This window comes from Streptomyces sp. NPDC017979 (assembly GCF_044328175.1).
In the GTDB taxonomy this organism is placed as follows: Bacteria; Actinomycetota; Actinomycetes; order Streptomycetales; family Streptomycetaceae; genus Streptomyces.
Genome location: NZ_JBIRGU010000002.1, coordinates 323326 through 344980 on the forward strand (window position 1 = coordinate 323326; position 21655 = coordinate 344980).

At 73.2% G+C, this 21655-nt stretch carries 18 protein-coding genes; 6 read left to right on the forward strand and 12 right to left on the reverse strand.

Translation table 11 applies throughout. The features are described 5' to 3' along the window. Nucleotides 1–228: 228 nt before the first annotated feature. From ACH4E8_RS07420 to ACH4E8_RS07440, 5 genes are all read right to left on the reverse strand, one after another. The gene (locus tag ACH4E8_RS07420) at nt 229–735 is read right to left on the reverse strand and encodes an FBP domain-containing protein (protein ID WP_398445281.1); all 507 of its coding nucleotides are present in this window, start codon (nt 733–735) and stop codon (nt 229–231) included. Between the two features lie 19 nt (nt 736–754). Further along, a complete protein-coding gene (locus tag ACH4E8_RS07425; protein ID WP_398446072.1) occupies nt 755–1408 on the reverse strand; it encodes a flavin reductase family protein in 654 nt (217 codons plus the stop codon). 85 nt (nt 1409–1493) lie between these two features. After that, on the reverse strand, nt 1494–2219 hold the full coding sequence (locus ACH4E8_RS07430) for an enoyl-CoA hydratase/isomerase family protein (protein ID WP_398446074.1): 726 nt from the start codon (nt 2217–2219) through the stop codon (nt 1494–1496). 80 nt (nt 2220–2299) lie between these two features. After that, on the reverse strand, nt 2300–4531 hold the full coding sequence (locus ACH4E8_RS07435; RefSeq protein ID WP_398445283.1) for an acetate--CoA ligase family protein: 2232 nt from the start codon (nt 4529–4531) through the stop codon (nt 2300–2302). 351 nt (nt 4532–4882) lie between these two features. Next, nucleotides 4883–6154 carry a flavin-containing monooxygenase gene (locus ACH4E8_RS07440; protein WP_398445285.1) on the reverse strand — a complete coding sequence of 424 codons (1272 nt, stop codon included), beginning with the start codon at nt 6152–6154 and terminating at the stop codon, nt 4883–4885. A 159-nt stretch (nt 6155–6313) separates the two neighbouring features. Between ACH4E8_RS07440 and ACH4E8_RS07445 the strand changes: the two genes are divergently transcribed. After that, a complete protein-coding gene (locus tag ACH4E8_RS07445) occupies nt 6314–6796 on the forward strand; it encodes a Zn-ribbon domain-containing OB-fold protein (RefSeq protein ID WP_398445287.1) in 483 nt (160 codons plus the stop codon). Nucleotides 6797–6814: 18 nt separating this feature from the next. Here ACH4E8_RS07445 and ACH4E8_RS07450 read toward each other — a convergent pair whose 3' ends face one another. The 3 genes from ACH4E8_RS07450 to ACH4E8_RS07460 form a co-directional block, all read right to left on the reverse strand. Next, nucleotides 6815–7525 (reverse strand): pyridoxal 5'-phosphate synthase, encoded by a 711-nt coding sequence (locus ACH4E8_RS07450; RefSeq protein ID WP_398445289.1) that lies wholly within the window; start codon nt 7523–7525, stop codon nt 6815–6817. A gap of 4 nt (nt 7526–7529) precedes the next feature. After that, nucleotides 7530–8072 carry a tetratricopeptide repeat protein gene (locus ACH4E8_RS07455; protein ID WP_398445291.1) on the reverse strand — a complete coding sequence of 181 codons (543 nt, stop codon included), beginning with the start codon at nt 8070–8072 and terminating at the stop codon, nt 7530–7532. Nucleotides 8073–8136: 64 nt separating this feature from the next. Beyond that, nucleotides 8137–9318, reverse strand: coding sequence for a thiolase C-terminal domain-containing protein (locus tag ACH4E8_RS07460; RefSeq protein ID WP_398445293.1), 1182 nt, complete (start codon nt 9316–9318; stop codon nt 8137–8139). A 190-nt stretch (nt 9319–9508) separates the two neighbouring features. Between ACH4E8_RS07460 and ACH4E8_RS07465 the strand changes: the two genes are divergently transcribed. Continuing rightward, nucleotides 9509–10675 (forward strand): acyl-CoA dehydrogenase family protein, encoded by a 1167-nt coding sequence (locus tag ACH4E8_RS07465; RefSeq protein ID WP_398446076.1) that lies wholly within the window; start codon nt 9509–9511, stop codon nt 10673–10675. A 135-nt stretch (nt 10676–10810) separates the two neighbouring features. Here ACH4E8_RS07465 and ACH4E8_RS07470 read toward each other — a convergent pair whose 3' ends face one another. Next, nucleotides 10811–11515: a L,D-transpeptidase family protein gene (locus ACH4E8_RS07470; RefSeq protein WP_398445295.1), complete on the reverse strand. Its 705-nt coding sequence runs from the start codon at nt 11513–11515 to the stop codon at nt 10811–10813. Between the two features lie 516 nt (nt 11516–12031). On the opposite strand from ACH4E8_RS07470, the gene ACH4E8_RS07475 reads away from it, so the two are divergent. Next, complete coding sequence (locus tag ACH4E8_RS07475) at nt 12032–15706, forward strand: DUF11 domain-containing protein (protein WP_398445297.1); 3675 nt, start codon at nt 12032–12034, stop codon at nt 15704–15706. Nucleotides 15707–15762: 56 nt separating this feature from the next. Here ACH4E8_RS07475 and ACH4E8_RS07480 read toward each other — a convergent pair whose 3' ends face one another. Together ACH4E8_RS07480 and ACH4E8_RS07485 are read right to left on the reverse strand one after the other, a co-directional pair. After that, nucleotides 15763–17283, reverse strand: coding sequence for a membrane-associated oxidoreductase (locus ACH4E8_RS07480; protein WP_398445299.1), 1521 nt, complete (start codon nt 17281–17283; stop codon nt 15763–15765). Nucleotides 17284–17346: 63 nt separating this feature from the next. Beyond that, nucleotides 17347–17559 (reverse strand): hypothetical protein, encoded by a 213-nt coding sequence (locus ACH4E8_RS07485; protein ID WP_398445301.1) that lies wholly within the window; start codon nt 17557–17559, stop codon nt 17347–17349. A gap of 68 nt (nt 17560–17627) precedes the next feature. On the opposite strand from ACH4E8_RS07485, the gene ACH4E8_RS07490 reads away from it, so the two are divergent. The 3 genes from ACH4E8_RS07490 to ACH4E8_RS07500 are packed head-to-tail and all read left to right on the forward strand — an operon-like array spanning nt 17628 to nt 20982. Next, nucleotides 17628–18848 (forward strand): TetR/AcrR family transcriptional regulator, encoded by a 1221-nt coding sequence (locus ACH4E8_RS07490; protein WP_398445302.1) that lies wholly within the window; start codon nt 17628–17630, stop codon nt 18846–18848. Then, entirely contained in the window at nt 18845–19465 is a 621-nt protein-coding gene (locus ACH4E8_RS07495) for a transcriptional regulator (protein WP_398445304.1), read from the forward strand. Before ACH4E8_RS07490 ends, ACH4E8_RS07495 begins: the two co-directional genes overlap by 4 nt. After that, on the forward strand, nt 19462–20982 hold the full coding sequence (locus tag ACH4E8_RS07500; protein WP_398445306.1) for a pyruvate, phosphate dikinase: 1521 nt from the start codon (nt 19462–19464) through the stop codon (nt 20980–20982). Before ACH4E8_RS07495 ends, ACH4E8_RS07500 begins: the two co-directional genes overlap by 4 nt. A gap of 77 nt (nt 20983–21059) precedes the next feature. Here ACH4E8_RS07500 and ACH4E8_RS07505 read toward each other — a convergent pair whose 3' ends face one another. Then, a complete protein-coding gene (locus ACH4E8_RS07505; protein WP_398445308.1) occupies nt 21060–21647 on the reverse strand; it encodes a histidine phosphatase family protein in 588 nt (195 codons plus the stop codon). Nucleotides 21648–21655 lie beyond the last annotated feature (8 nt).

A 21655-nucleotide genomic window follows, 5' to 3' on the forward strand; every position in this document is an offset into this window, starting at 1 on the left:
CTTGGTCGCTGCGGACCGTGGTGGGCTGGTCGCGCAGTTCCTCGCGCCCCTGAACCCTCGGCCGTCCACGGACCGTGGGTGGCTGGTCGCGCAGTTCCTCCCCCTGTGCCCACAGGGCATAAGGGGGCGGAACTGACCAAACAGCCACGATGTACCCGCAGGGTCAGCGCATGCGCAAGGGCCAGCGCATCCGCGGGGATCAGCGCGCCCGCAGGGCGATGGTGGGTGTCAGGGGGAGGTGACCTTCGTTACGAAGGTCGTGAGGTTCTTCGTGAGGCGGGCGATCTTCTGCTCGGGGGTGAGGCTTTCTTCTGTGCGGAGGGTGCGGAGCTTCGGGGTGCGCTTGGCGCGGACGTACAGCGAGCACGCCAGGTCCGCGCAGACGTACGCGCCCACCGTGCTGCCCTCCCGGCCGCGCGGGCCGGCGAGGGGCGCGGCGAAGAGGGTGACGCCCGAGGACGCGTGGGAGGTGATGCAGAAGTCGCAGATGCTGGACTTGAACGCGCTGGTGTTCTTCGTGCTCGGGGCCCGCAGGGCCAGACCGAGCAGTGCGCCCGTCGGCTGGGGGACGACCAGGTACGCGCGCAGGGGCGCGCCGGGGTCGATCCAGCCGAGGAAGTCGAGGTCGGGCCAGGGGAGCTCGGCGAAGTCCAGGGGGAGGCGGAGCCGCTTCGCCTCGCCCTTCGTACAGTTCACGAGGGACGCGCGGATCTCCTGGTCACTGAGCGGTTCCATGAAACGGACGATACGCAGCTCAGGACGGTGTGGCACCGTCTTTTTCCAGGCGCCGGAACGCACCCCGGTGGAACACCAGCGGATCCCCGTCCGCCTCCGCGCCCAGCGCCGTGACCCGGCCCACCACGATCAGGTGGTCGCCACCGGTGTGCACGGCGTGGACGGCGCAGTCCACCCAGGCCGTTGTGCCCGCGAGCAGCGGTGCGCCGCTCACCGGGGCCGGGCGGTGGGTGACCCCGGCGAACTTGTCCGCGCCGCTCACCGCGAAGCCGCGACACAGCTCGCCCTGCTCCTCGCCCAGCACGTTGACGCAGAAGGAACCGGCGCGGGCGATCCGCGGCCAGGTCGTGGACGTGCGGCCGACCATGAAGGCGATCAGGGGCGGGTCGAGCGACAGCGACGAGAACGACTGGCAGGCGAAGCCGGCCGGGCCGTCGTCGTCCTGCGCGGTGACGACGGTGACCCCGGTCGCGAAGTGGCCCAGCACCCGACGGAACTCGCCGGGGTCCAGCGGTGGCCGCTCGCCCTGCCGCACGGCCCGCAGCTCGGGGCGGGGGTGGGCTTCGTAGGGCGCTGACGGCGCCCCGGCGTCCGTGCCTGCGGCGCCCGCGGAAGCGGCGTTCACCGGAGCGGTGCTCACGGACCTGAGGTAGCGGACGGCGGTGGCGGCCATGGCTGCGTGTCCCATCACACCGACCATTGAAACTGACGGCACATCAGAAGGGAAGGCCGCCGTCTCGGCACCCCCGGAACTGAGGTCAGCGCCCTTCGTACTCCGGCGTCCGGCGCGCCACGAAGCTCGCCACGCCCTCCTGCGCGTCCCGCGTCCCCATGTTCAGCTCCTGCGCCGTCGCCTCCGCCGCGAACGCCGTCGCGCGGTCCGAGTCCAGGGATGCGTTCACCAACTGCTTCGTCAGCGCGATCGCCCGCGTCGGGCCCCGGGCCAGCCGCTCCGCCCACTCCCGCGCCACGACCGTCAACTCCTCGGCCGGGACGACGCGGTTGACGAGCCCGATGCGTTCCGCGTCCGCCGCCGACAGCGCGTCGCCGAAGAACATCAGCTCCTTCGCGCGCTGCGGGCCCACCAGCCGGGGCAGCAGATACGCCCCGCCGCCGTCCGGGACCAGCCCGCGGCGTACGAACACCTCGATGAAACGGGCGTCCGCGGAGGCGAGCACCAGGTCACAGGCGAGGGCGAGGTGTGCGCCGAGGCCGGCCGCCGGGCCGTTCACCGCCGCGATCACCGGCTTCTCGCAGTCCAGCACGGCCGCCACGAAGCGCTGCGCACCGTTGCGGATCAGCCGCGCCACGTCCCCCACCGCCCGCTCTCCGGCCGCGTCCCCCGGCGCGCCGCGCAGGTCCGCGCCCGCGCAGAACCCCCTGCCCACCGCGGTGATCACCACCGCCCGCACCTCCGGATCCGCGGACGCGTCCGCGAGCAGTGCCGTGATCCGCTCCCGCTGCTCCCAGGTGATCGCGTTCATCGCCGCGGGACGGTTCAGCGTGATCCAACTGACGCCGGACTCGACCCGGTGCAGCACCTCCGCCGCGCCGTCGGACGCGGTCACCGGCACACCGCCAGCGCGTCCAGCGCCACCGCGCCCTGCCCGCGCGGCAGCACCATCAGCGGATTGACGTCCAGCTCCACCAACTCGTCGCCCAGCTCCAGCGCCATCCGCTGCACCCGGAGCACCACCTCCACCAGTGCGTCCACGTCCAGCGGCGGCCCGCCGCGCACCCCGTCCAGCAGGGTCCGGCCGCGCAGCTCGTCCAGCATGGCGCGCGCCTGCCCCTCCCCGAAGGGCGGTACGCGCACGGCCGCGTCCTGCAACACCTCCACCAGGACCCCGCCGAGCCCGACCGTGACCGTGGGCCCGAACAGCACGTCCTGCGTGACGCCGACGACCATCTCCACGCCCTGCTCCACCATCTGGCACACGAGGATCCCGTCCAGGTCGACCCCCTCGTACCGGGCGACGTCGGTCAGCTCGCGGTACGCGTCGCGCACCTGGCTCGCGGAGGTCAGCCCGACCTTCACCAACCCCAGCTCGGTCTTGTGGGCGAGCCGGGTGCCGGACGCCTTCATGACGACCGGGTAGCCGACCAGCGCCGCGGCGCGCACGGAAGCGGCGGCGCTGGTGACGAGTTGCTCGCGCGGCACCCGTATCCCGTACGCCCGCAGCAACTGCTTCGCCGCGTGCTCGCTGAGCTGCGCACCGGGACGCAGCAGGGCCTGCGCCTTGCGGAAGGACGGGGACGGCGTGCGCGGTGCCTCGTCGAAGGGGGAGCGGTAGGCGGCGGTGAAGCGGTGGTGGTCGAGGTAGGCGCGCACGGCGGTGATGCAGTTCGCGAACGTGCGGAACGTGGCGACCCGCGCCGACCCGAGCAGGGTGGTGCGGTACGCCTCCTCCGTCCCCACCGGCGAACCCCACACCACGCACACCAGCTTGTCGGTGGCCTCCGCCGCCGCGACCAGGTCCTCGGCGAGCCTGTCGCTCATCGGCGGGAAGGGGCCGGTGATCGGACAGATCAGCACCCCCACCTCGGGGTCGGCCAGGATCGCGTCGATGATCTTCCGACCGCGCCAGTCGCCCACGGGGTGGCCGCCGTTGTCGACCGGGTTCGCCACGCTCAGGTACTCCGGTATCCACTGGTGCAGTTCGGCTTGTTTCCCCTCGCTCAGTCGGGGGAGCCGCAGGCCGGCCGCGGTCGCCAGGTCGGAGAAGTGGGCGCCGGTGCCGCCGGAGATCGAGTACACGACGACACCGTCCGCGAGCGGCTTGCGGGCCCGGGCCAGCAGGGCGGAGGTGTCCTGGAGTTCGTCGAGCCCGTCGACGCGGATCACTCCGTACTGCCGCATCGCCGCGTCCACGACCTGGTCGGCGCCGGTGAGCTTGCCGGTGTGGGAGGCGGCCATCCGCGCGCCGGCCTCGGTGCGCCCCACCTTGACGGCGACGACCGGCACGCCGCGGCGCGCCGCCCGGTCGGCGGCCAGCAGGAAGGAGCGGCCGTCCTTGAGCCCCTCGACGTAGCAGGCGATCGCGCCGACCTCGGGGCGTTCGGCGAAGTACGAGATGAAGTCGGCGGTCTCCAGGTCGGCTTCGTTGCCGGTGGGGGCCCAGTGGGAGAGGCGCACGCCGAGCTGCTGGAGGGTGAACACCGGCCGGCCCTGGTGCCCGGACTGGGTGATCAGGGCGATCGCGGGTCCTTCGAGGTCGTCGCGGAACTCCTCGAAGGCGTTCAGGTTGGTGTTCGGGCCGAGCAGGCGCACGCCCGCGCGTTCCACGGCTGCCGCGAGCCGGGACTGGGCGGCTGCGCCCTCCTCGCCGGTCTCCGCGTACCCGGAGGCGAAGGCGACGGCGAACTTGACCTTCGCTGCGGCCAGTTCGTCGATCAGCGGCAGTGGGTCGCCGACCAGCAGCACCGCGAGGTCCACGGGTTCGGGCAGCGCCTTGACGCTCGGCACGCAGGGCAGGCCGAAGACCTGCGTGCGCTTCGGGTGCACGGGGTGCAGCCGGGCGCCGACGCGTTCGGCCCAGGCGATGAGCTGGCGCGTGATGCCGGTGTTGGGGCGGCCCTCGGCGTCGGACGCGCCGACGACGGCGACGGACGCGGGGCGGAAGAAGCGGTCGAGATCGGGGACGGGGGCGTACAGGGGGCGTCCGCTGACGTCAGCGTCGCCGTCCGACGCGGTGTGCGACGCGGCGTCGTGGACGGCGTCGCGGTGTTGCTCGCCGCAGGCGACCACGCGCGCACGGAGGTCGGAGGTGAGGGTGCCGCGAGTGGATCCAAGCATCGGTGAGCCCCGCTCCTGCTCGTTCTCGGTCTCGTTCTCGGGTTCGGTCTGCTTCCGTGGGGTGTCCTGATCGTCGGGCGGTGGTGGTCGTCGGGCGGGTCGGGTGGTTGGTGGAGGGCGTATCGGATTCGGTAACTGACGAGTAGTCAGGCTACAAGAACTGACGGCATGTCAGGAATGGGTGTGCGGGCAAAGGTCGGTGGGTGACCGGCTGGCTGGACGGCGGCCGGCTGACTGAACGGCCGTGCAGGACGAGGGGTTGCGCAAGCGTGACCTACCCAGCAGTAGGCGCGCCGACGCGCAGGTTTTCGGCCGAGGCGCCCCGGCCCGTCGGGCAGAAGGGCGGGGCTCTCAGCCGCGCGCCAGCGCCCTCGCGATCTTGTGGGCGTCCAGCGCCATCTCGCGCAGCATCCCGCTGATGGGGTTGGTGAAGCCGGTGAAGTACAGCCCGGGGGCCCGCTTCGGGGAGCGCCGCCCGCGGCTCACCGGCCGGCCCTGCTCGTCCAGTACGTCGAGGTGGCCGAGGAAGGCTTCCAGCCCGCGGGTGTACCCGGTCGCCGCGATCACCGCGTCCGGGCGGATCCGGGTGCCGTCGGCGAGGACCACCTCGTCTCCGTCGAAGGAGTCGACCGCGGTGACGGGTTCCACGGCGCCCCGCCGTACGGCCCGGACGAAGCCGACGTCCTGCACCGGGATCGCGCCCTGTCGGGCCCGGGTGTACAGGCCGGCGCGCGGGCGCGGGAGGCCGTGGGCGGTGAGGTCGGGCACGGCGACCCTCGCCAGGGCGGCGGCCAGCCCGTCGACCACCCGCACCGGGAGGCGGCGGACCAGCACGGCGGTGCGCTGCGCGGGCCAGCCCAGGGTGCTGCGGCGCACGATGTGCGGCGGTGTGCGGACCGCGATGCGCACCCGGGCCGCGGCGCCCTCGCCGGCCGCGCCGCGCTTGCCGGGCTTCTTGCCCTCGGCGAGGTCGACGGCGATCTCGGCGCCCGTGTTGCCGACGCCGACGACGAGCACGTCCTTGCCCGCGTACGGCCCGGGGTCGCGGTACGCGCCGGCGTGCACGACCTCGCCGGCGTACGTGTCGAGGCCGGGCCAGTCCGGCAGTCGGGGCGTGTGGTTGTAGCCGGTGGCGACGACGACCGCGCGGCCGGTGAGCCGACGCCCGCCGGTGGCGTGCAGCAGCCAGCCGGGGCGGCCGGGGTGGCGCTCGTCGGCGGGGGCGGGCTCGATGCGGGTGACTTCGACGCCGGTGACCACCTCCAACTCGTGGACCTCGGCGTACTTCTCCAAGTACCGCACCACGTCGTCCCGGCGGACCCAGCGGCCGAACGACCGGGGCATGGGCAGGCCGGGGAGGGCGGACAGACGGCGGGTGGTGTGCAGGCGGAGGCGGTCGTAGTGGCCGCGCCAGGAGGCGCCGATCGCGCCGGACCTCTCCAGGACCACGGCGCGCACGCCGCGCTCGCGCAGCGCTGCCGCGACCGAGAGCCCGGCCGGGCCGGCGCCGATGACGTACACGGGCCGGTCGTCCGGATGGGCCCGACCGCCCCTGCCCTTCTGGTTCTTCCGGCCGGCTCTGCCGGAGTCGTCGTCCTTGTCGTCGGTGCGGTCGATGCCCATGAAGCCCGAGCGTAACGGCGTCGTCACTTGGTGGGTCTCGGTCGAGGCGGGAATGGATTGCGAACTGATCACGAGTGCCCGACGGGTGTTCGTTCTCGATCGTTTCCTCCCGCCTCTTGCGCGGGTCGGGGGGTTCGGCTTGAACTGATGGGACGTCAGATGTATGCACAGGGAGGGGTATCCGCCGTGACCGCAGCGACGCCCGACGTCGACGACTTCAGCCGCGCGTACTGGGATGCGGCCGCCCGCGGGGAGCTGTTGATCCGCCGGTGCCGCGGCTGCGGGCTGCCGCACCACTACCCGCGCGAGTTCTGCCCGTACTGCTGGGGCGACGAGGTGGAGTGGGAGCGGGCCAGCGGGCGCGCCACGCTCTACACCTGGTCCGTCGTCCACCGCAACGACCTGCCGCCCTTCGGTGAGCGCGTGCCGTACGTGGCCGCGGTGGTCGATCTGGCGGAGGGGCCGCGGATGATGACCGAGGTCGTGGAGTGCGCGCAGGGGCGGCTGCGGATCGGGATGGAGTTGGCGGTCACCTTCCGGACGGAGGACGTCCGGGCGGCGGGCGTCCGGGCGGCGGCTCCAGCGGCGGAGGGCAGCGGGGGCGCGCTGGCCGTGCCCGTCTTCCGCCCCGCGTTCCCCTGAGCGCCGGTCGTCACCGCCTCACGGCCACAGCAGCTCGCGCACCCAACCCTCGTCGCTGTCGAGGTCGCGTCGGTAGCGCAGCCGTACGTGCCGGCGCGCCGCGTCCCCCTGGAAGAACTCGACCTCGCGTGGCGCCAGTGCGTAACGCGTCCAGGTGGGTACGGGCGCGTCCGGCTCCGCCTCCGCCCGCACCCAGGCGGCCCGGGACGCCGCCGCCAACTCTTCAGTGGACGACAGCACATCGCTCTGGCGGCCGGTGAGCGCGGCGGCCAGCGCGCCGGTGGAGCGGGCGCGCAGATCGGCCCGGCTCTCGGCGGCCCCGGCCGCGGTGACCGTGCCCCGCACCCGTACCTGGCGGCCCTGCGCGGCCCAGTAGAAGCCGAGCGCCGCGTCCGGGTGGGCGCCGAGTTGGCGCCCCTTCGCGCTGGTGGCGTGGGTGGCGAAGTGCCAGCCGCGCTCGTCGGCGTCGTGCAGCATCAGGGTGCGCACGTCCGGCCGGCCCGCGTCGTCCACCGTCGCCAGGGTCATGGCGTGCGGCTCCGGCTGGCCCGCGGCCACCGCAGCCGCGAACCACCGGTGGAACAGCGGGAGCGGCGCTTCGGGCGCCCCGGCCGGATCGAAGGAGGGCAGCTCGACGTCCCACACGCGCTGGGAGTGCAGCAGCGCCCGGAACGCCGCCCCTTCGCCGTCGTTCCCGTGCTCGCGTCCTTGCTCGTCCGTGGTGTTCATGGGGTCAGTGTGGCCCGGGCTCGGGGGCGACGAGCGCGGCGGCGTACGCGGCCATGGACCGGTTGTACCTGGGCAGGTGGCGGGCGAGCGCGCCCACGGCCAGCGCCACCGCCTCCCGCTCCCGTCCGGCGTCCGTCAGTGCGAGGGCGAGCACGGCGTCGACCGCGTCCGCCAGCCCGCGCGTGGCGTCGTCGAGCCCGGCCGGGTCCTTCGCCCGCTCGGCGCGCAGCAGCGCGATGCTCTCCGCCAACTCGCCGAGGTTGCGCAGGGTGGATGCGAGTTGGATGTGTGCGCGCCGCTCCCGGTACGGGTCGAGCCCGCCGGCGAGCGCGGTGCGGTAGAGGGGTGCGGCCCGGTCGGGGCGGCCGGTGCTGTCGTTGGCGCACGCCAGCTCGAAGGCGATCAGCGGGTGGCCCCGGGGCAACTCGTCAACCAGTCCCTGGACCAGGGCGCGGAAGGCGGCCGGCTCGTGGTCGTCGAAGGCGGCCCACAGCGCTGCGCTGCGGGCCTCCCAGGCGGGTGAGGGGGTGGCGGGTCCGGTCGTCATGGCGCGAGCGTCGCACGGAGCGGCGGATCCGGGCGAGGAGTTTCCCCGCGGACGCGGTCGGTCTTCAGTCGCGGCCCAGGACCACCGTGGCCGACGAGCAGAACCAGCCGCCCGTCGCCGACGCCACCGCCAGCCGCGGCGGGCTGCCGTCGGGGCGGAGCCACTGGTGGGGGCCGGCCTCGTTGCGGAGTTGGCGTACCGCCTCCACCAGCAGGAACAGTCCGCGCATCCCGGGGTGGCAGGCGGAGAGCCCGCCGCCGTCCGTGTTCACGGGCAGTTCGCCGCCCGGCCCGATGCGGCCCTTCTCGACGAACGCGCCGCCCTCGCCCTTGGCGCAGAAGCCGAGGTCCTCCAAGGTCACCAGCGTCATGTACGTGAAGGCGTCGTAGATCTCCGCGATGTCCATCTCGGCGGGGGTCAGGCCGGCGCGTTCGAAGGCGAGGCGGCCGGAGACCGCGGCCGGGGAGACGGTGAAGTCGTCCCACTGCGACATCGCGCTGTGCGAGGCGTACGCGCCGGTGCCGAGGATCCACACGGGCGCCTTCGCCGCGTCCGGCACGTACTCCTCCGCGACGAGCAGCACCGCGCAGCCGCCGTCGCTGCGGATGCAGCAGTGCAGCTTGGTGAAGGGGTCCGCGATCACGGGTCCGGCGAGGACGTCGTCGACGGTGATCGGGGTGCGGAAGAGGGCGTCCGGGTTCGCGGCGGCGTGCGCGCGGGCCTGCACGGCGACCTGCGCCAACTGCTCCAGGGTGGTGCCGTACTGGTGCATGTGCCGGCGCGCCGCCATCGCGTACTTCGCGATCAGGGTGTGTCCGTAGGGCACTTCGTACTGGAGCGGTCCGCGGCTGCCGAAGGAGAGGTTCGCGGTGCGGCGGCGCGCCTTGACGTCGGCGCGGGCGGTGGATCCGTACACCAGCAGCACGGCGTTGGCGTGCCCGGCGGCGATCGCGTCGGCCGCGTGCGCCGCCATGACCTCCCAGGTCGCGCCGCCGACCGCGGTGGAGTCCACCCAGCGGGGCCGCAGCCCCAGGTACTCGGCGACCTCGATCGGGGCGAGCGCGCCGAGTCCGGCGGAGGCGAAGCCGTCGATGACCGTCCGGCCGAGGCCGGAGTCGGCGACGGCGCGCCGGGCGGCCTGGGCGTGCAGGGCGTACGGGGTGCGGTCGTCGACCCGGCCGCAGTCCGCGAGGGCCACGCCGGCAATGGCGACCTTGCGGCGGGGCGCGGACGCTAGCGCAGTCATGAATCTGACGGTACATCAGATAGAGCGGGCGCGGTACGGCGCCCGGGTCTGTCCATCTCCGGCGCCCCGCTCTAATATGACGCACCGTCAGAAATGGGGGCTGCCCGTGAACACGAACAACGGGACCGCAGCGGGAGCAGGGGACGCCGGGAGCTCAGGAGTCCCCGGGGACTCCGGGGAGCGGGACGAGATACGCCGCACCCTGCGCGCCCTGCTCACCGAACGCGCCGCACCCGACCTGGTCAAGACGGCCGTACGCACCGAAGCCGGCCACGACCCCGACCTGTGGGCGCAGCTCTCCCGCGACCTCGGGCTGCCCGGCCTCGCGCTCCCCGCCGAGTACGGGGGAGTGGGCTGCACCCTCGTCGAACTCTCCGCCGCCTGCGAGGAGACGGGCCGCGCCCTCCTGCCCTCCCCGCTGCTCGCCACCTGCGGGCTCGTTGCACCGCTGGTCACCGCGGTGGGCACGCCGGCGCAGCGCACCGCCCTGCTCCCGCGGATCGCCGACGGCTCCCTGACGTGCGCACTCGCCGTCCCGGGCGGCAGCATCGCCACCGCGCTCGGGCTGATCGGTGCCGGCCGCCCCGCCGGTGACTGGGCGGGCGGCGGCCGGGCCGGCGGCGTCCAGGCCAGACCCGCCCCCGACGCCGGCTGGCTGCTGTACGGGGAAGCGGCCCAGGTCGTCGACGGCCACCGCGCCGACCTGCTCGTCGTCGCCGCGCACACCGGCGGGTTCCCGCGCAGCCGCACCCTCCTCTTCCTCGTCGGCGCCGACGCCACCGGGCTGTCCCGCAGTCGGCAGACGGCGCTGGACGAGACCCGCTGCCAGGCCCGGGTGGAGCTGCGCGACTGCCCCGCCGAACTCCTCGGTGTGGACAGCGCCGATGGCACGTCGGTCCTGGACGCGCTCGCCGCGACCGGGACGTGGGTCGCGGCCCTGATCGCCGCGGAAGCCGTCGGCGCGGCGGAAGGCGCCCTGGAGCGGACGGTGGCGTACGTGCGCCAGCGCGAGCAGTTCGGCCGGGCCATCGGCTCGTTCCAGGCCGTCCAGCACCGCCTGGCTGACCTGTACGTCAGCACGCGCGCGGCCCGCTCGGCTGCGTCCTGGGCCGCCCGGCACCCCGCCGACGCGGGGCTCGCGCTCGCCCAGTGCCTGGAGGCGCTGCGCACGGTCAGCGCGGAGGCGGTGCAGCTCCACGGCGGTATCGGCTTCACCTGGGAGCACGAGGCGCATCTCTTCTTCAAACGGGCCGCTGCCGACGAGTTGCTGTTCGGTCCGGTGCACCGGCTGCGGGAGCGCGCGGCGGAGGGGGCGGGTCTGTTCTCCGCGGGCTCGCCGTGCGGCGGGCTCGGGTAGCGTCGGCGGGTTGCGCTGCGGCGCACTAGCCAGCGCGGGTCCGGCAAGTCTCGCGCACGTCCACACGCGCAGGGAAGCGCACAGGGCCTTGCGGACGAGCCCCAGCCCGCGGGCTCGGGCGCACGCGCTGCGGGGCTACGGGCCGCGGGTTCCCCACACGTGGACGGTGTCGTCGAGCCGCAGTGCCTGCCAGAGGCGCTTGGCGTCGTCGTAGCGCAGGTTCACACAGCCGTGGGAGCCCGGCTCCTCCCAGATGTTGCGGTAACTGGCGTGCAGCGCCTGGCCGCCGTCGAAGAACTGGCTGAACGGCATCGGCCCCTCGTACAGGTCCGACCACTGCTTCTCGACCCGCTCGTAGATCCGGTGCTGCCCGGTGCGGGTCTCGTAACCGGACTTGCCGGTGCGGATCGGCACCGGGCCGAAGGCCACGTGGTCGCCGTCCCAGACCCACAGGATCTGCCGGCGCAGGTCGACGCAGACGGCGAGGAGGTCCCCGTGCCGGCAGCCCGTCAGCCGGGCGGGGTCGGCGCGGGCCTGTTCGTACTGGACCATCCGCCAGGTCTCGGGGCCGGCGTAGCCGTTCGCGCCCTCCATGCCGTTGCGCGTCTGGAGGGTGCGGATCGCGGCGCAGTCGGCGGCGGACTGGACGCCGTCCGCGGTCAGCTTGAGGTGGGTCTCGACCGTCTTCTGGTACGGGCCGGTGTCGGTCGAGCAGCCGTCGGCGCGGCCGGCCGCGGAGGCGGGCGCGACGGCCGGGCCGAGCGCGGCCCCCAGGGCGGCGAGGACGACCGCGGCGACGGGCAGGGCGGCGCGGGAACGGCGGGTGAATATGGCTCGCATCGGTGCTGGGCCTCCACGAAGTGGGCGCGGAACAGGCGCGGAATTGTTGCTTCCACGATGCGTGCCCCCGACGGGGTGCGCGTGCCGGCGCGGTTCGTTCCGGGTCGTGCGCCGTCGTCCTGCGCAGCGGTGCCCGGTGCCGCCGCCCCTGCCCGGGGCCGGTGGCGCGCGTGCGACCACGGGCCGCCACGAGCCGAGGACCGTTGCGCCGCTGGAGCGAACGGGCCGCCCCCCAACGGCCGTCGACCGCGTCCCGACCGCCCGGAGTGCCGCGGCCCCCGGGGCTGCTCCGGCCGGCTGACGACGCCAGCGCTCCTCGGGTGACGCCCGGCCCGGCGGCCACGGAGAGTGCGCCGGATCCCGTGCGGGGTGCGGTACTGCTGTGCGCCGGGGGTGCGTACCGGACGACCTGATGAATCCTGAACGAACGGAGCACATGTCGACATGCGTGGTTCTCCCGGTAGACGAAGGCGCCTCGGCGCCCTCACATCCGCGGGCCTGGCGATCGGAGCCCAGGTGGTGGCCCTCGGGGCCGTCGCCCTTCCCTTCGCGGCCCCGGCCGCCGCAACACCCGGCACGCCCGGTGTTCCGCAGACACCCGTCGTCGCCTTCGACGAGGACTTCGAGAACGGGACGGGCCAGACCCCGATCCTGCTGACCGCCTACGTCGGCGCCCCGACCGTCAACGCCCAGTACACCGCGGACCCGCCCTGGGTGAGCGCGACGCACTGCAACGGGATCATCCTGAACCAGTCCGGCGCCAACAACGCCGCCTGCCAGACCCGCAGCGCGACGGCCATGGCGGAGCTGAAGTACATGGCGAACGTCCTGGGGCAGGTGGCGGGCGCGGCGACACCGCGGGACAACCACGCGGTCTCCGCGTACACGGAGGGCGCGAACCCCGGGGCGAACCTGGTCGAGCTCCAGACCGTCACTCCGATTCCGCTCGCCACCTCGAACCGCTTCATCACCTTCTCGGTGGACGCGGCTGCGGTGAACTGCAACGTGTCGGCGCCGCTGCTGAACTTCTTCCTCACGGGCGCCGGGCCGGACATCCCCGTCACCACATCGCCGATCAACCCGTGCACGGACCCGCGCTCCGCCACGTACAACGTCGGGCCCCGCCCCATCCAGGCCGGGTCCTTCGCGTCGAACTCGTCGGTGCTCTTCACCGGCTCGGCGGTCGGCATCAAGATGACGAACGCCAACGGCAGCGGGCTCGGCAACGACCACGCCTACGACAACATCCGCATCCTGGACGTCACCCCGCAGCTCGACAAGGCGTTCGCGCCGGCCTCGATCCCGCAGGGCGGCACCTCCACGATGACGTTCACCGTCACCAACACCTCGGAGCTGGCGGCCAAGAACGGCTTCTCCTTCTCCGACGCGCTGCCGGCCGGGGTGACCGTGGCGGCCGTCCCCAACGCCTCCACCACCTGCGGCACCCCCACCCTCACGGCGGTCCCCGGGACCGGGACGGTCGGGTTGAGCGGCGGTGACCTCGCCGCGGGCGCGGCGTCCTGCACCTTCTCCGTCGACGTCACGTCGAACACCCCGGGCACGTACGTGAACGAGCCCGCGAACGTGACCGTCACCGGCGTGAATCCGCCCGGAGAGGCCACGCTGATCGTCAACGTGCTCGGCTCTCCGACCATCGCCAAGTCGGCGGACGCCGCCAGCTTCGAGGCCGGCGAGACGATCACGTACGCCTTCGACGTCACCAACACGGCCACCACCCAGCTCACCAACATCGCCGTCACGGACAACGGCCCCGGCACGCCGACGGTGAGCTGTCCCTCGACCACGCTCGCCGCGGGCGCGTCGATGACCTGCACCGCGATGTACACGGCGAATGCCACCGACGTCGCGAACGGGACGATCACCGACACGGCCACGGTCACCGGCACCATCAACGGCAACACGGTGACCGGCACCAGCAACGAGGTCTCCATCCCGCTGCGGGCCCTGTCCGTCACCAAGACCGCCGACCACACGGCGTTCAGCGCGGCGGGCGAGACGATCACCTACACCTTCCGGGTGACCAACACCGGTCAGGTCCCGCTCACCGACATCGCCGTCACCGACAACGGCCCCGGGTCCCCGCCGGTGACCTGCCCGGGCCTTCCGGTGGCCCCGGGCGACAGCATCAACTGCGTCGCCACGTACACGACCACCGCGGCGGACGTCACCGCCGGCAGCATCACGGACACGGGCACGGCCGTGGGCACCGCCCCCGACGGCGAGACCACCCAGGACACCAGCAACATCGTCCGCATCCCCTTCACCCCCATCGAAGCGGACCTGCAGATGGTGAAGACCGGCCCGGCAGCCGTGCTCCCGGGCGGTCAGATCACGTACGAGCTGGTGGTGACCAACAACGGGCCGGACGCTTCGACCGGTTACACCGTGAGCGACACCTTCCCGGCCGGTCTGTCGAACCCGACCACGAGCGCGCCGGGCTGCTCGATCAGCGCGAACGTGCTGACCTGTACGGGTGCCGCTCTCGCCGTCGGCGCGAGTCGGACGGTCGAGGTCACGGGCACTGCTGCCGCCGGTGCGACGAGCATCGTGAACACGGCGACGGTGACGGGCAACGACGACGATCCGAACCCGGACAACAACACCAGTACGACGACGACGAACGTGACGCCGATCGAGGCGGACCTCGGGATCGTGAAGACCGGTCCGGGATCGGTGTCGCCGGGTGGTGAGATCACCTACCAGTTGACGGTGACCAACTTCGGTCCGGACGACTCGACCGGTTACACGGTGAGTGACAACCTTCCGGCGGGGATCACCGGGGCGGCGACGAGTACGCCGGGCTGTTCGATCAGTGCGAACCAGCTGACGTGTACGGGTGGCGCTCTCGCCGATGGCGCGAGCCGGACGATCGTGGTCACGGGTACGGCCGCGGCCGGTGCGACGAGCATCGTGAACACGGCAACGGTGACGGGTGAGGACGACGATCCGAACCCGGACAACAACACCAGTACGACGACGACGAACGTGACGCCGATCGAGGCGGACCTCGGGATCGTGAAGACGGGCCCGGCGTCGGTGAGCCCCGGTGGTCAGGTCACCTACCAGTTGACGGTGACCAACTTCGGTCCGGACGACTCGACCGGTTACACGGTGAGTGACACGTTGCCGGCGGGCCTGTCGAACCCGACCACGAGTACGGCCGGCTGCTCGATCAGCGCGAACGTGCTGACGTGTACGGGTGCCGCTCTTGCCGATGGCGCGAGCACCACGATCCAGGTGACGGGCACGGCCGCGGCCGGCGCCACGAGCTTGGTGAACACGGCGACGGTGACGGGCGACGACGACGATCCGAACCCGGACAACAACACCAGTACGACGACGACGAACGTGACGCCGATCGAGGCGGACCTCGGGATCGTGAAGACCGGTCCCGCGTCCGTGGACCCCGGTGGGCAGGTGACGTACGAGCTGACGGTGACGAACCACGGTCCGGACGACTCGACGGGCTACACCGTGAGCGACACGCTGCCGGCCGGGCTGAGCGGTGCGACGACGAGCACGCCGGGCTGCTCCATCGGCGCCGGCGTGCTGACCTGCACGGGCAGCAGCCTGGCGGACGGTGCGAGCACGACGATCCAGGTGACGGGCACGGCCGCGGCCGGCGCCACGAGTCTGGTGAACACGGCGAGGGTGACGGGCAAGGACGACGATCCGAACCCCGACAACAACACCAGCACCACCACGACCACGGTCACGCCGACACCGTCGCCCGTCGTCATCAAGAAGAAGCAGAACGGGCCCGCGACGGTGAAGCCCGGCGACACCGTGTCGTACACGATCACGGTGAACAACCCGGGCACCACCAGCACCGAGGCGTCCTTCACCGACGACCTCAGCGGGCTGCTGGACGACGCGAACTACAACGACGACGCCACCGCGACCGTCGGCGACGTCACGTTCTCCTCGCCCGACCTGGAGTGGTCCGGCACCCTCGCACCGGGCCAGACGGCGACGATCACCTTCTCCGTCACCGTCCACAACCGTCCCTTCGGGGACCTGAAGCTGGACAACACGGTGGTCTCCCCGGCGCCGAGCAACTGCACCGAGGGCAGCACCGACCCCCGCTGCTCCACCCACGGCACCGTGAAGGTCAAGGACAAGGACAAGGACAAGAAGTCGCTCAACGGACGTCCGGCCGAGGACGTCTAGCAGTCGGCTCCGCACGGTGACGGCCCGCCCGGGACTTCTTCCCGGGCGGGCCGTCGTCACTGGCGGCTGATCGTGCGCGTCACGCCCGCGACGATCGTCGTCGCGAGGATCCAGCCGGAGATGATCAGCGCGTACGACAGCCACTGGTACCAGCCGTCCGGGACGTACGCCGCCTCCTGGCCGAAGCTCACGATCGGCAGCAGCAGGTCGAGGGTGTAGAAGAACGGGTTGAAGTCGGGCGCCTCGTCCGCCTTGACGGGCCGCGGGTGCCGCAGCCCGTACGCGATCGCCCCGACGGTCGTCAGCACCAGCAGCCAGACCGCCGAGCGCACCGGCCGGAAGCCGTAGCCGACGGTGGTGTCCTGGACGTGCCCCCAGAGCCGTTCGTACCAGTTCAACGTGGCACGCCGGCGGCGCTGCTTGGCGAGTTGGACGGCCCGGGCCGCGTCGTCGTCCCCCACGTGCCGATACGCCGCGGTGAGCTGCTCGTAGCCGTGCGGCTCGTACTGGCCGTCGTGCCGCTCCAGCATCGGCAGCCGGCGCTCGGCGGGTTCGTGCGGGGTGAGCATGGTGTACGTGAGGTTCTTGAGGTGCACTTCGTCCGGCAGCATCTCCGGCTCCAGCGTCAGGATCTCTATCTGGGAGCGCCGCAGGTTCAGCGCGCCCACGATCCGCGGGCCCCGCCGCAGCCAGAGTTCCCCGATGACGCAACTGCTCGCGCGCAGGGCGGTGCCGCCGGGGTGGGAGAGCCGGGCGTGGTGCAGGTCGAGCCGGCCCTCGATGCGCGAGCCGCGGAGTTCGACCCGGCCGCGGGTGCGGATGCAGTTGAACCGGACGTGGCCGCCGACGGTGAGGTTCTGCGCGTCCAGCGCGGTGCCGCCGGGGCGGTGGAACTCGGCGTCCTGGACGTTGATCCGGCCGGTGACCGATGCGCCGGTCAGCCGCACCTGTCCGTACGCGCGCAGCTCAGGCGCCCACAGGTCGGCGCCGATGGCGGCCTGGTTGAGCTGGAGCACGGGCTCGGTGTCGCCGCTGTCACCGGTGTCGCGTGGCTCGGTGCCGTCCGGCCCGGCATCGGTGGTGGTCGGTTCGGTGAAGTGGGCGCGCTCCATGAACAGCGCGCCCGCGAGCTGCGCCCCGGCGAGCCGCACCGGTCCCCTCAGCCGGCAGTCCGTCAGCCGCAACGCATCCTCGACGCGCACGGATGCCGAGGCCAGCCCGGGCAGGTCGGACGCCGTCAGGTCGAGTTCCCGAAGCTGCGCGCCGTACAGGTCGGGGACGGCGTCGAAGCGGCACCCGCGCAGTCGCACGGCGGCGTCGACGGTCGCGTACGCCAGGTCCAGCACGCCGGTGATCCGCGCTCCGTTGACCCTGAGGGCCGCCACCTCCCCCTCCTCCCGGGGCGCCCCGAGCAGCAGCGCGCGCAGCACGCCCGCCCGTACGGTCCGCTCGGGGCCCCAGCTCCCGCCGTGCGCCGGGCCCTCCTCCCCGGGGGCGCCGAAGTCGACGGACTCGCCGCGCGGAAAGGCCCGCTGGACGCGTTCCTCCGCGGGCGTCAGTTCGCTGGTCTGGCTCACTCCGGGACTCTGACGTGCAGTGTTCGGGCTGTCAACTGCCGTACGGAGCAGGGGTGCTACGCCTCACACGGAGTGCGGGCGGCAGCGGCGCAGCGCCTCGTGCGGGGTGCCGTCGAGGAGTTCGGCAGCGACGAGCCGGCCGTCCGTCGGGCCGAGGCAGACCGCGGAGTGGAGGACGGCCACGTACACCGACGGCCCGACGTGACCGATGAGCGGGCCGCGCGCGCCCCGCGCGCAACCGTGTTTCCGGACCCCGGACATTTGAGATGTCGACATCATCTGGATGGTGTGCGTATTCTGATGGCCTCGGTGAGGCCGGCGCGGTCGGCGGGAGGGAGTTGGTCGTGGCTCGGCTGACGCGGGTCCAACAGCAGGCGCGCACGCGTGCATCGGTCCTGGTGGCGGCCCGGGAGGAGTTCGTCGCGCACGGGTACGCCGCGGCGAAGGTCGACCGGATCGCGGAGCGCGCTGAGCTGACCCGGGGCGCGGTGTACTCGAACTTCCCCGGCAAGCGCGCGCTGTATCTGGCGGTCCTCGTGGACCTGGTCGACGGCGCCGCCCCGTCCGTCGCCCCGGCGACGGTAGTGCTGCCGCCGGCCTCGCTGGCCGATGCGCTGGGGGCCTTCGCCCGCACTTGGCTGGAGCGGCTGCCGCTGGTCGACGACACCGCGGCGGGTGGGCGCCTCCAACTGCGCTCCCTGGTCGGCGTGGTCGACGACGAGCAAGGGCGTGCGGCCCTGGCCCAACTCGCCGCGCTGGAGGCGCTGTTGCTGGGGTTTGCGCTGGAGTCGTACGGGCCCGAGGGGGTGCCTGGTGCTGCGCCGGTACGCCAGGTGCGGTTGGCCGAGTTGGTGTTGACCCTGCTCGGCGGCGCCGGGTTCCTCGCCGAGCAGGCGCCGGGCTTCGGGGACCCCTTCGACCGGGCGCGCGCGTGCGAGCACCTGGCCGGGCTCGACCTCGCCGATCGCTGGGCCCCCTCGTACCTGCCCTACGTCGGGCCCGCCGAGGCGTGCCGGGAGCCCTGGTCCCCGCCCGCGGGCCTGGTCGACCTGCTCACCGACGACCCGGTCGACCTCGCCGCCGACGGCCTGGTGGCGGTGGTGGGCGCGGGCCGCGTCGGCGCCGCGGAGGAGGCCGTGCGCTCCGCCCGGCCGGGCGACCGGGTCACCGTCGTGGTCACCACCGCCGACCCGGCCGAGACCGGCAGTCTCGTACGTCTCAAGGTCAGGGACCTGACGGCCGGTCTGCGCGCCGTGTTCCCGGCGGAGAGTTGGCAGCGTCTGCAACTCGTCGTCGACGGCGAGGGTGGCGTGGCATCGGCGGCGGGGCTGACCGACAGCGATGCCGAGACGGAGGGGGCCGTCCGCGTCCACGGCGGGGCGATCGTCGCCCGCGCCCACGGCCGGGGCGCGGCCCATGCCGTATCGACGGCTCCGACCGCATCGGCAGCTCCGACCACATCGGGAGCTCCGACCACATCGACGGCTCCGACCGCATCGACGGCTCCGACCACATCGACCGTCGACTCTTCGGCGAGCTCACCACTGCGAAGGGACGAAGCGTGATCGAGCTGCCCGGCACCGAGACCGCGCCGCTCGTGCTCCACGCCCTGCGCTGCGGCGGCTTCGCCGGCGTCGAGCGGCTGTCCGCGGCCACCGCACTGGACGAATCGGCAGTCGAGTCCGAGCTGTTGGACCTCGCGGTCGCCGGCCTCGTGACGTACCTGAGCGGGAGCTTCGGCGGCTGGGGCCTGACCGAAGCCGGCCGCGCCGCCGACGCCGACCGCACCGCGCGGGAACTGGAGTCGACCGGTGCCCGCCCCGCGGTCCTCGCGGCGTACGAACGCTTCCTCGTGCTCAATCCCGAACTGCTCGACCTCTGCACCGCCTGGCAACTGCGCACCGTCGACGGCGTGCCGACGGTCAACGACCACCGGGACGCGACGTACGACGCCCGGGTCCTCGACCGGTTCCTCGCGCTGCACCTGCGGGCCGCGGTCGTCTGCGCCGAACTGACCGCCGCGCTGCCCCGTTTCACCGGCTACGGGATCCGGCTCACCGAGGCCCTGAAGCGTTCGGTGGCAGGCGAGTTGGGGTACGTGACCGACCACACCGCCTCGTACCACACCGTCTGGGCCGAGCTGCACGAAGACCTGCTCATCACCCTGGGGATCCCGCGGTGAAGTGGATCCGTCCGCTGTCCGCGGAGGCCGAAGAGTCGGCGGAGGTGTTGGGCGCGAAGGCGCGCGGGCTCGTGGAGCTCCAGCGCCTGGGGCTGCCGGTGCCGCCCGGATTCGTCGTCACCACGGAGGCGTGCCGGGCGTTCCTGCGCGACGGCCATCTGCCCGACGGGTTCACGTCCGAACTAGCCGACGCGATACGTGACGTGGAAGCCGCGACGGGGCGCCGGTTCGGCGGGCCGGGCCGCCCCCTGGTGGTGTCCGTGCGCTCCGGCGCGGCCGTGTCGATGCCCGGCATGATGGACACGGTCCTGAACCTCGGCCTGACGGCGGAGACGACGGCCGCGCTCGCTGCGGAAACCGGTGACGCACGGTTCGCCCACGCCGCACGGCAGCGGTTCCTGTCGACGTTCGCGGCGGCGACGGCCGACGTCGACGCGAACGTGTCGGACGGCGTTGCCGTACGGGACGACGCGCCCTTACCGGACGACGCGGCCCGCCAGTTGGAACTGGCGCTCGGCGCGGTGTTCTCCTCCTGGCACACCGAGCGCGCCCGCACCTACCGCGAACTCCACGACGTCCCGCACGACCTCGGCACCGCGGTGGTCGTCCAGGCGATGGTCTTCGGCAACCGCGACGCCCACAGCGGCAGCGGGGTCGCCTTCAGCCGCAACCCCAACACGGGGGAGAACGCCCCGTACGGCGACGTCCTCTTCGGCCACCAGGGCGACGACGTCGTCTCCGGCCGCACCCGTACCCGCCCGCTCCTCGACCTCGCCGAGCACGCCCCCACCGTCTGGGCCGCCCTCCGCACCGCCCTGTGGCGCATTGAAGAGTCCCTGCGCGACGCCTGCTACGTCGAGTTCACCTTCCAGTGCGGCGAGCTGTGGTTCCTCCAGTGCCGCCCGGCTCGCTTCAGCGCGGCCGCGGCCGTACGCGTCGCCACGGACCTCGCCGACGCGGGCACGATCACCCGCGAAGCAGCGCTGCTCAGGGTCACCCCGCTGCACCTGCGCCACGCCCGCACCCCCCGCATCGCCCCGTCCCCGGACGTCGACGTCCTGACCCGCGGCGTCGGCGCCTGCCCCGGCGTGGCGGTCGGCCGGGTCGCGACCACGACCGAGAGCGCGCTGTGCATGGCCGCGACGGGCCCGGTCGTCCTCGTCCGCCCCGAGACCTCCCCCCACGACATGCCCGGCCTCGCCGTCGCCACCGGCATCCTCACCGCACGCGGCGGCCCCACCAGCCACGCCGCGGTCGTCGCCCGCGCCCTGGGCAAACCCGCCGTCGTCGGCGCGCCCCTGCCGACCGGCGACCGCGCGCTGCGCGAAGGCACCCTCATCACCGTCGACGGCACGACGGGCACCGTCGCCCTCGGCACCCCGCCCCTCACCACGACGGAGCCCGACGCCGCCGTCGAACGCCTCCTCACCTGGGCGGACACCGTCTCCGGCACCCACCCACCCGAACCCGAACCCCGCCTCGCCGCGGCCCACGCGGTCCTCAGGGACGCGGGCTGACCTGCGGAGACCTCGGCAACACGGGAGCCGGATCCGGCTGCACGGCCCGGCCCCCTGAACTGGCCCCGAACCAGTTCCTACGGCCGGACGCCCGGGCTGAAGCCCGTCCAGCGCAGGGCGGTTGGGAGGTGGGCCATGTCGTTGTACGTCAGCAGGGTCGGGGACGCGCCGTCCGGGTAGGTGATCGCCGTCAGGGCTGTGTTTCCACAGCTCAACCCCAGCCATCGCACCGGCGGGGCGCCGAGGGCGTGCCGTACCAGCCAGGCCACCTGGAAGGCGTGGGTGACCAGGACCTCGTGCGTCTCGGCGGAGGCGGGGCGGGCGAAGCGGGCGAGGAGGGCGTCGGCCAGGCGGGCTTCCGCTTCCGCTTCGGCGAGGTCGTAGCCGTCGAAGAAGCCCGCCCAGGGCGGTGGGACGTCGGCGGGTACGTACGGCACGTGGTCCACCAACTCGGCGGCCTCGCGCACGGGTATGTTCCCCAGGTGCTCACCGACGATCTGCGCGGAGCGCACCGCGCGCGGCAGGGGCGAGTGCCACACCGCGTCGATCGGGAGGGCGGCGAGGCGCTCCGCCAGCAGCTCGGACTGCTGCCGGCCCGCGTCGGTCAGTTCGCCGAACGCGTCCGCCATGCCGTGCCGCACCACGTACAGGTGGCGAGTCGCCATGCCGTCCT

Coding starts and splice junctions, on each gene's coding strand:
- ACH4E8_RS07420 (WP_398445281.1), bottom strand. CDS start 735: ATGGAACCGCTCAGTGACCAGGAGATCCGCGCGTCCCTCGTGAACTGT.
- ACH4E8_RS07425 (WP_398446072.1), bottom strand. CDS start 1,408: ATGGCCGCCACCGCCGTCCGCTACCTCAGGTCCGTGAGCACCGCTCCG.
- ACH4E8_RS07430 (WP_398446074.1), bottom strand. CDS start 2,219: ATGAACGCGATCACCTGGGAGCAGCGGGAGCGGATCACGGCACTGCTC.
- ACH4E8_RS07435 (WP_398445283.1), bottom strand. CDS start 4,531: ATGCTTGGATCCACTCGCGGCACCCTCACCTCCGACCTCCGTGCGCGC.
- ACH4E8_RS07440 (WP_398445285.1), bottom strand. CDS start 6,154: ATGGGCATCGACCGCACCGACGACAAGGACGACGACTCCGGCAGAGCC.
- ACH4E8_RS07445 (WP_398445287.1), top strand. CDS start 6,314: ATGTATGCACAGGGAGGGGTATCCGCCGTGACCGCAGCGACGCCCGAC.
- ACH4E8_RS07450 (WP_398445289.1), bottom strand. CDS start 7,525: ATGAACACCACGGACGAGCAAGGACGCGAGCACGGGAACGACGGCGAA.
- ACH4E8_RS07455 (WP_398445291.1), bottom strand. CDS start 8,072: ATGACGACCGGACCCGCCACCCCCTCACCCGCCTGGGAGGCCCGCAGC.
- ACH4E8_RS07460 (WP_398445293.1), bottom strand. CDS start 9,318: ATGACTGCGCTAGCGTCCGCGCCCCGCCGCAAGGTCGCCATTGCCGGC.
- ACH4E8_RS07470 (WP_398445295.1), bottom strand. CDS start 11,515: ATGCGAGCCATATTCACCCGCCGTTCCCGCGCCGCCCTGCCCGTCGCC.
- ACH4E8_RS07485 (WP_398445301.1), bottom strand. CDS start 17,559: ATGTCGACATCTCAAATGTCCGGGGTCCGGAAACACGGTTGCGCGCGG.
- ACH4E8_RS07505 (WP_398445308.1), bottom strand. CDS start 21,647: ATGGCGACTCGCCACCTGTACGTGGTGCGGCACGGCATGGCGGACGCG.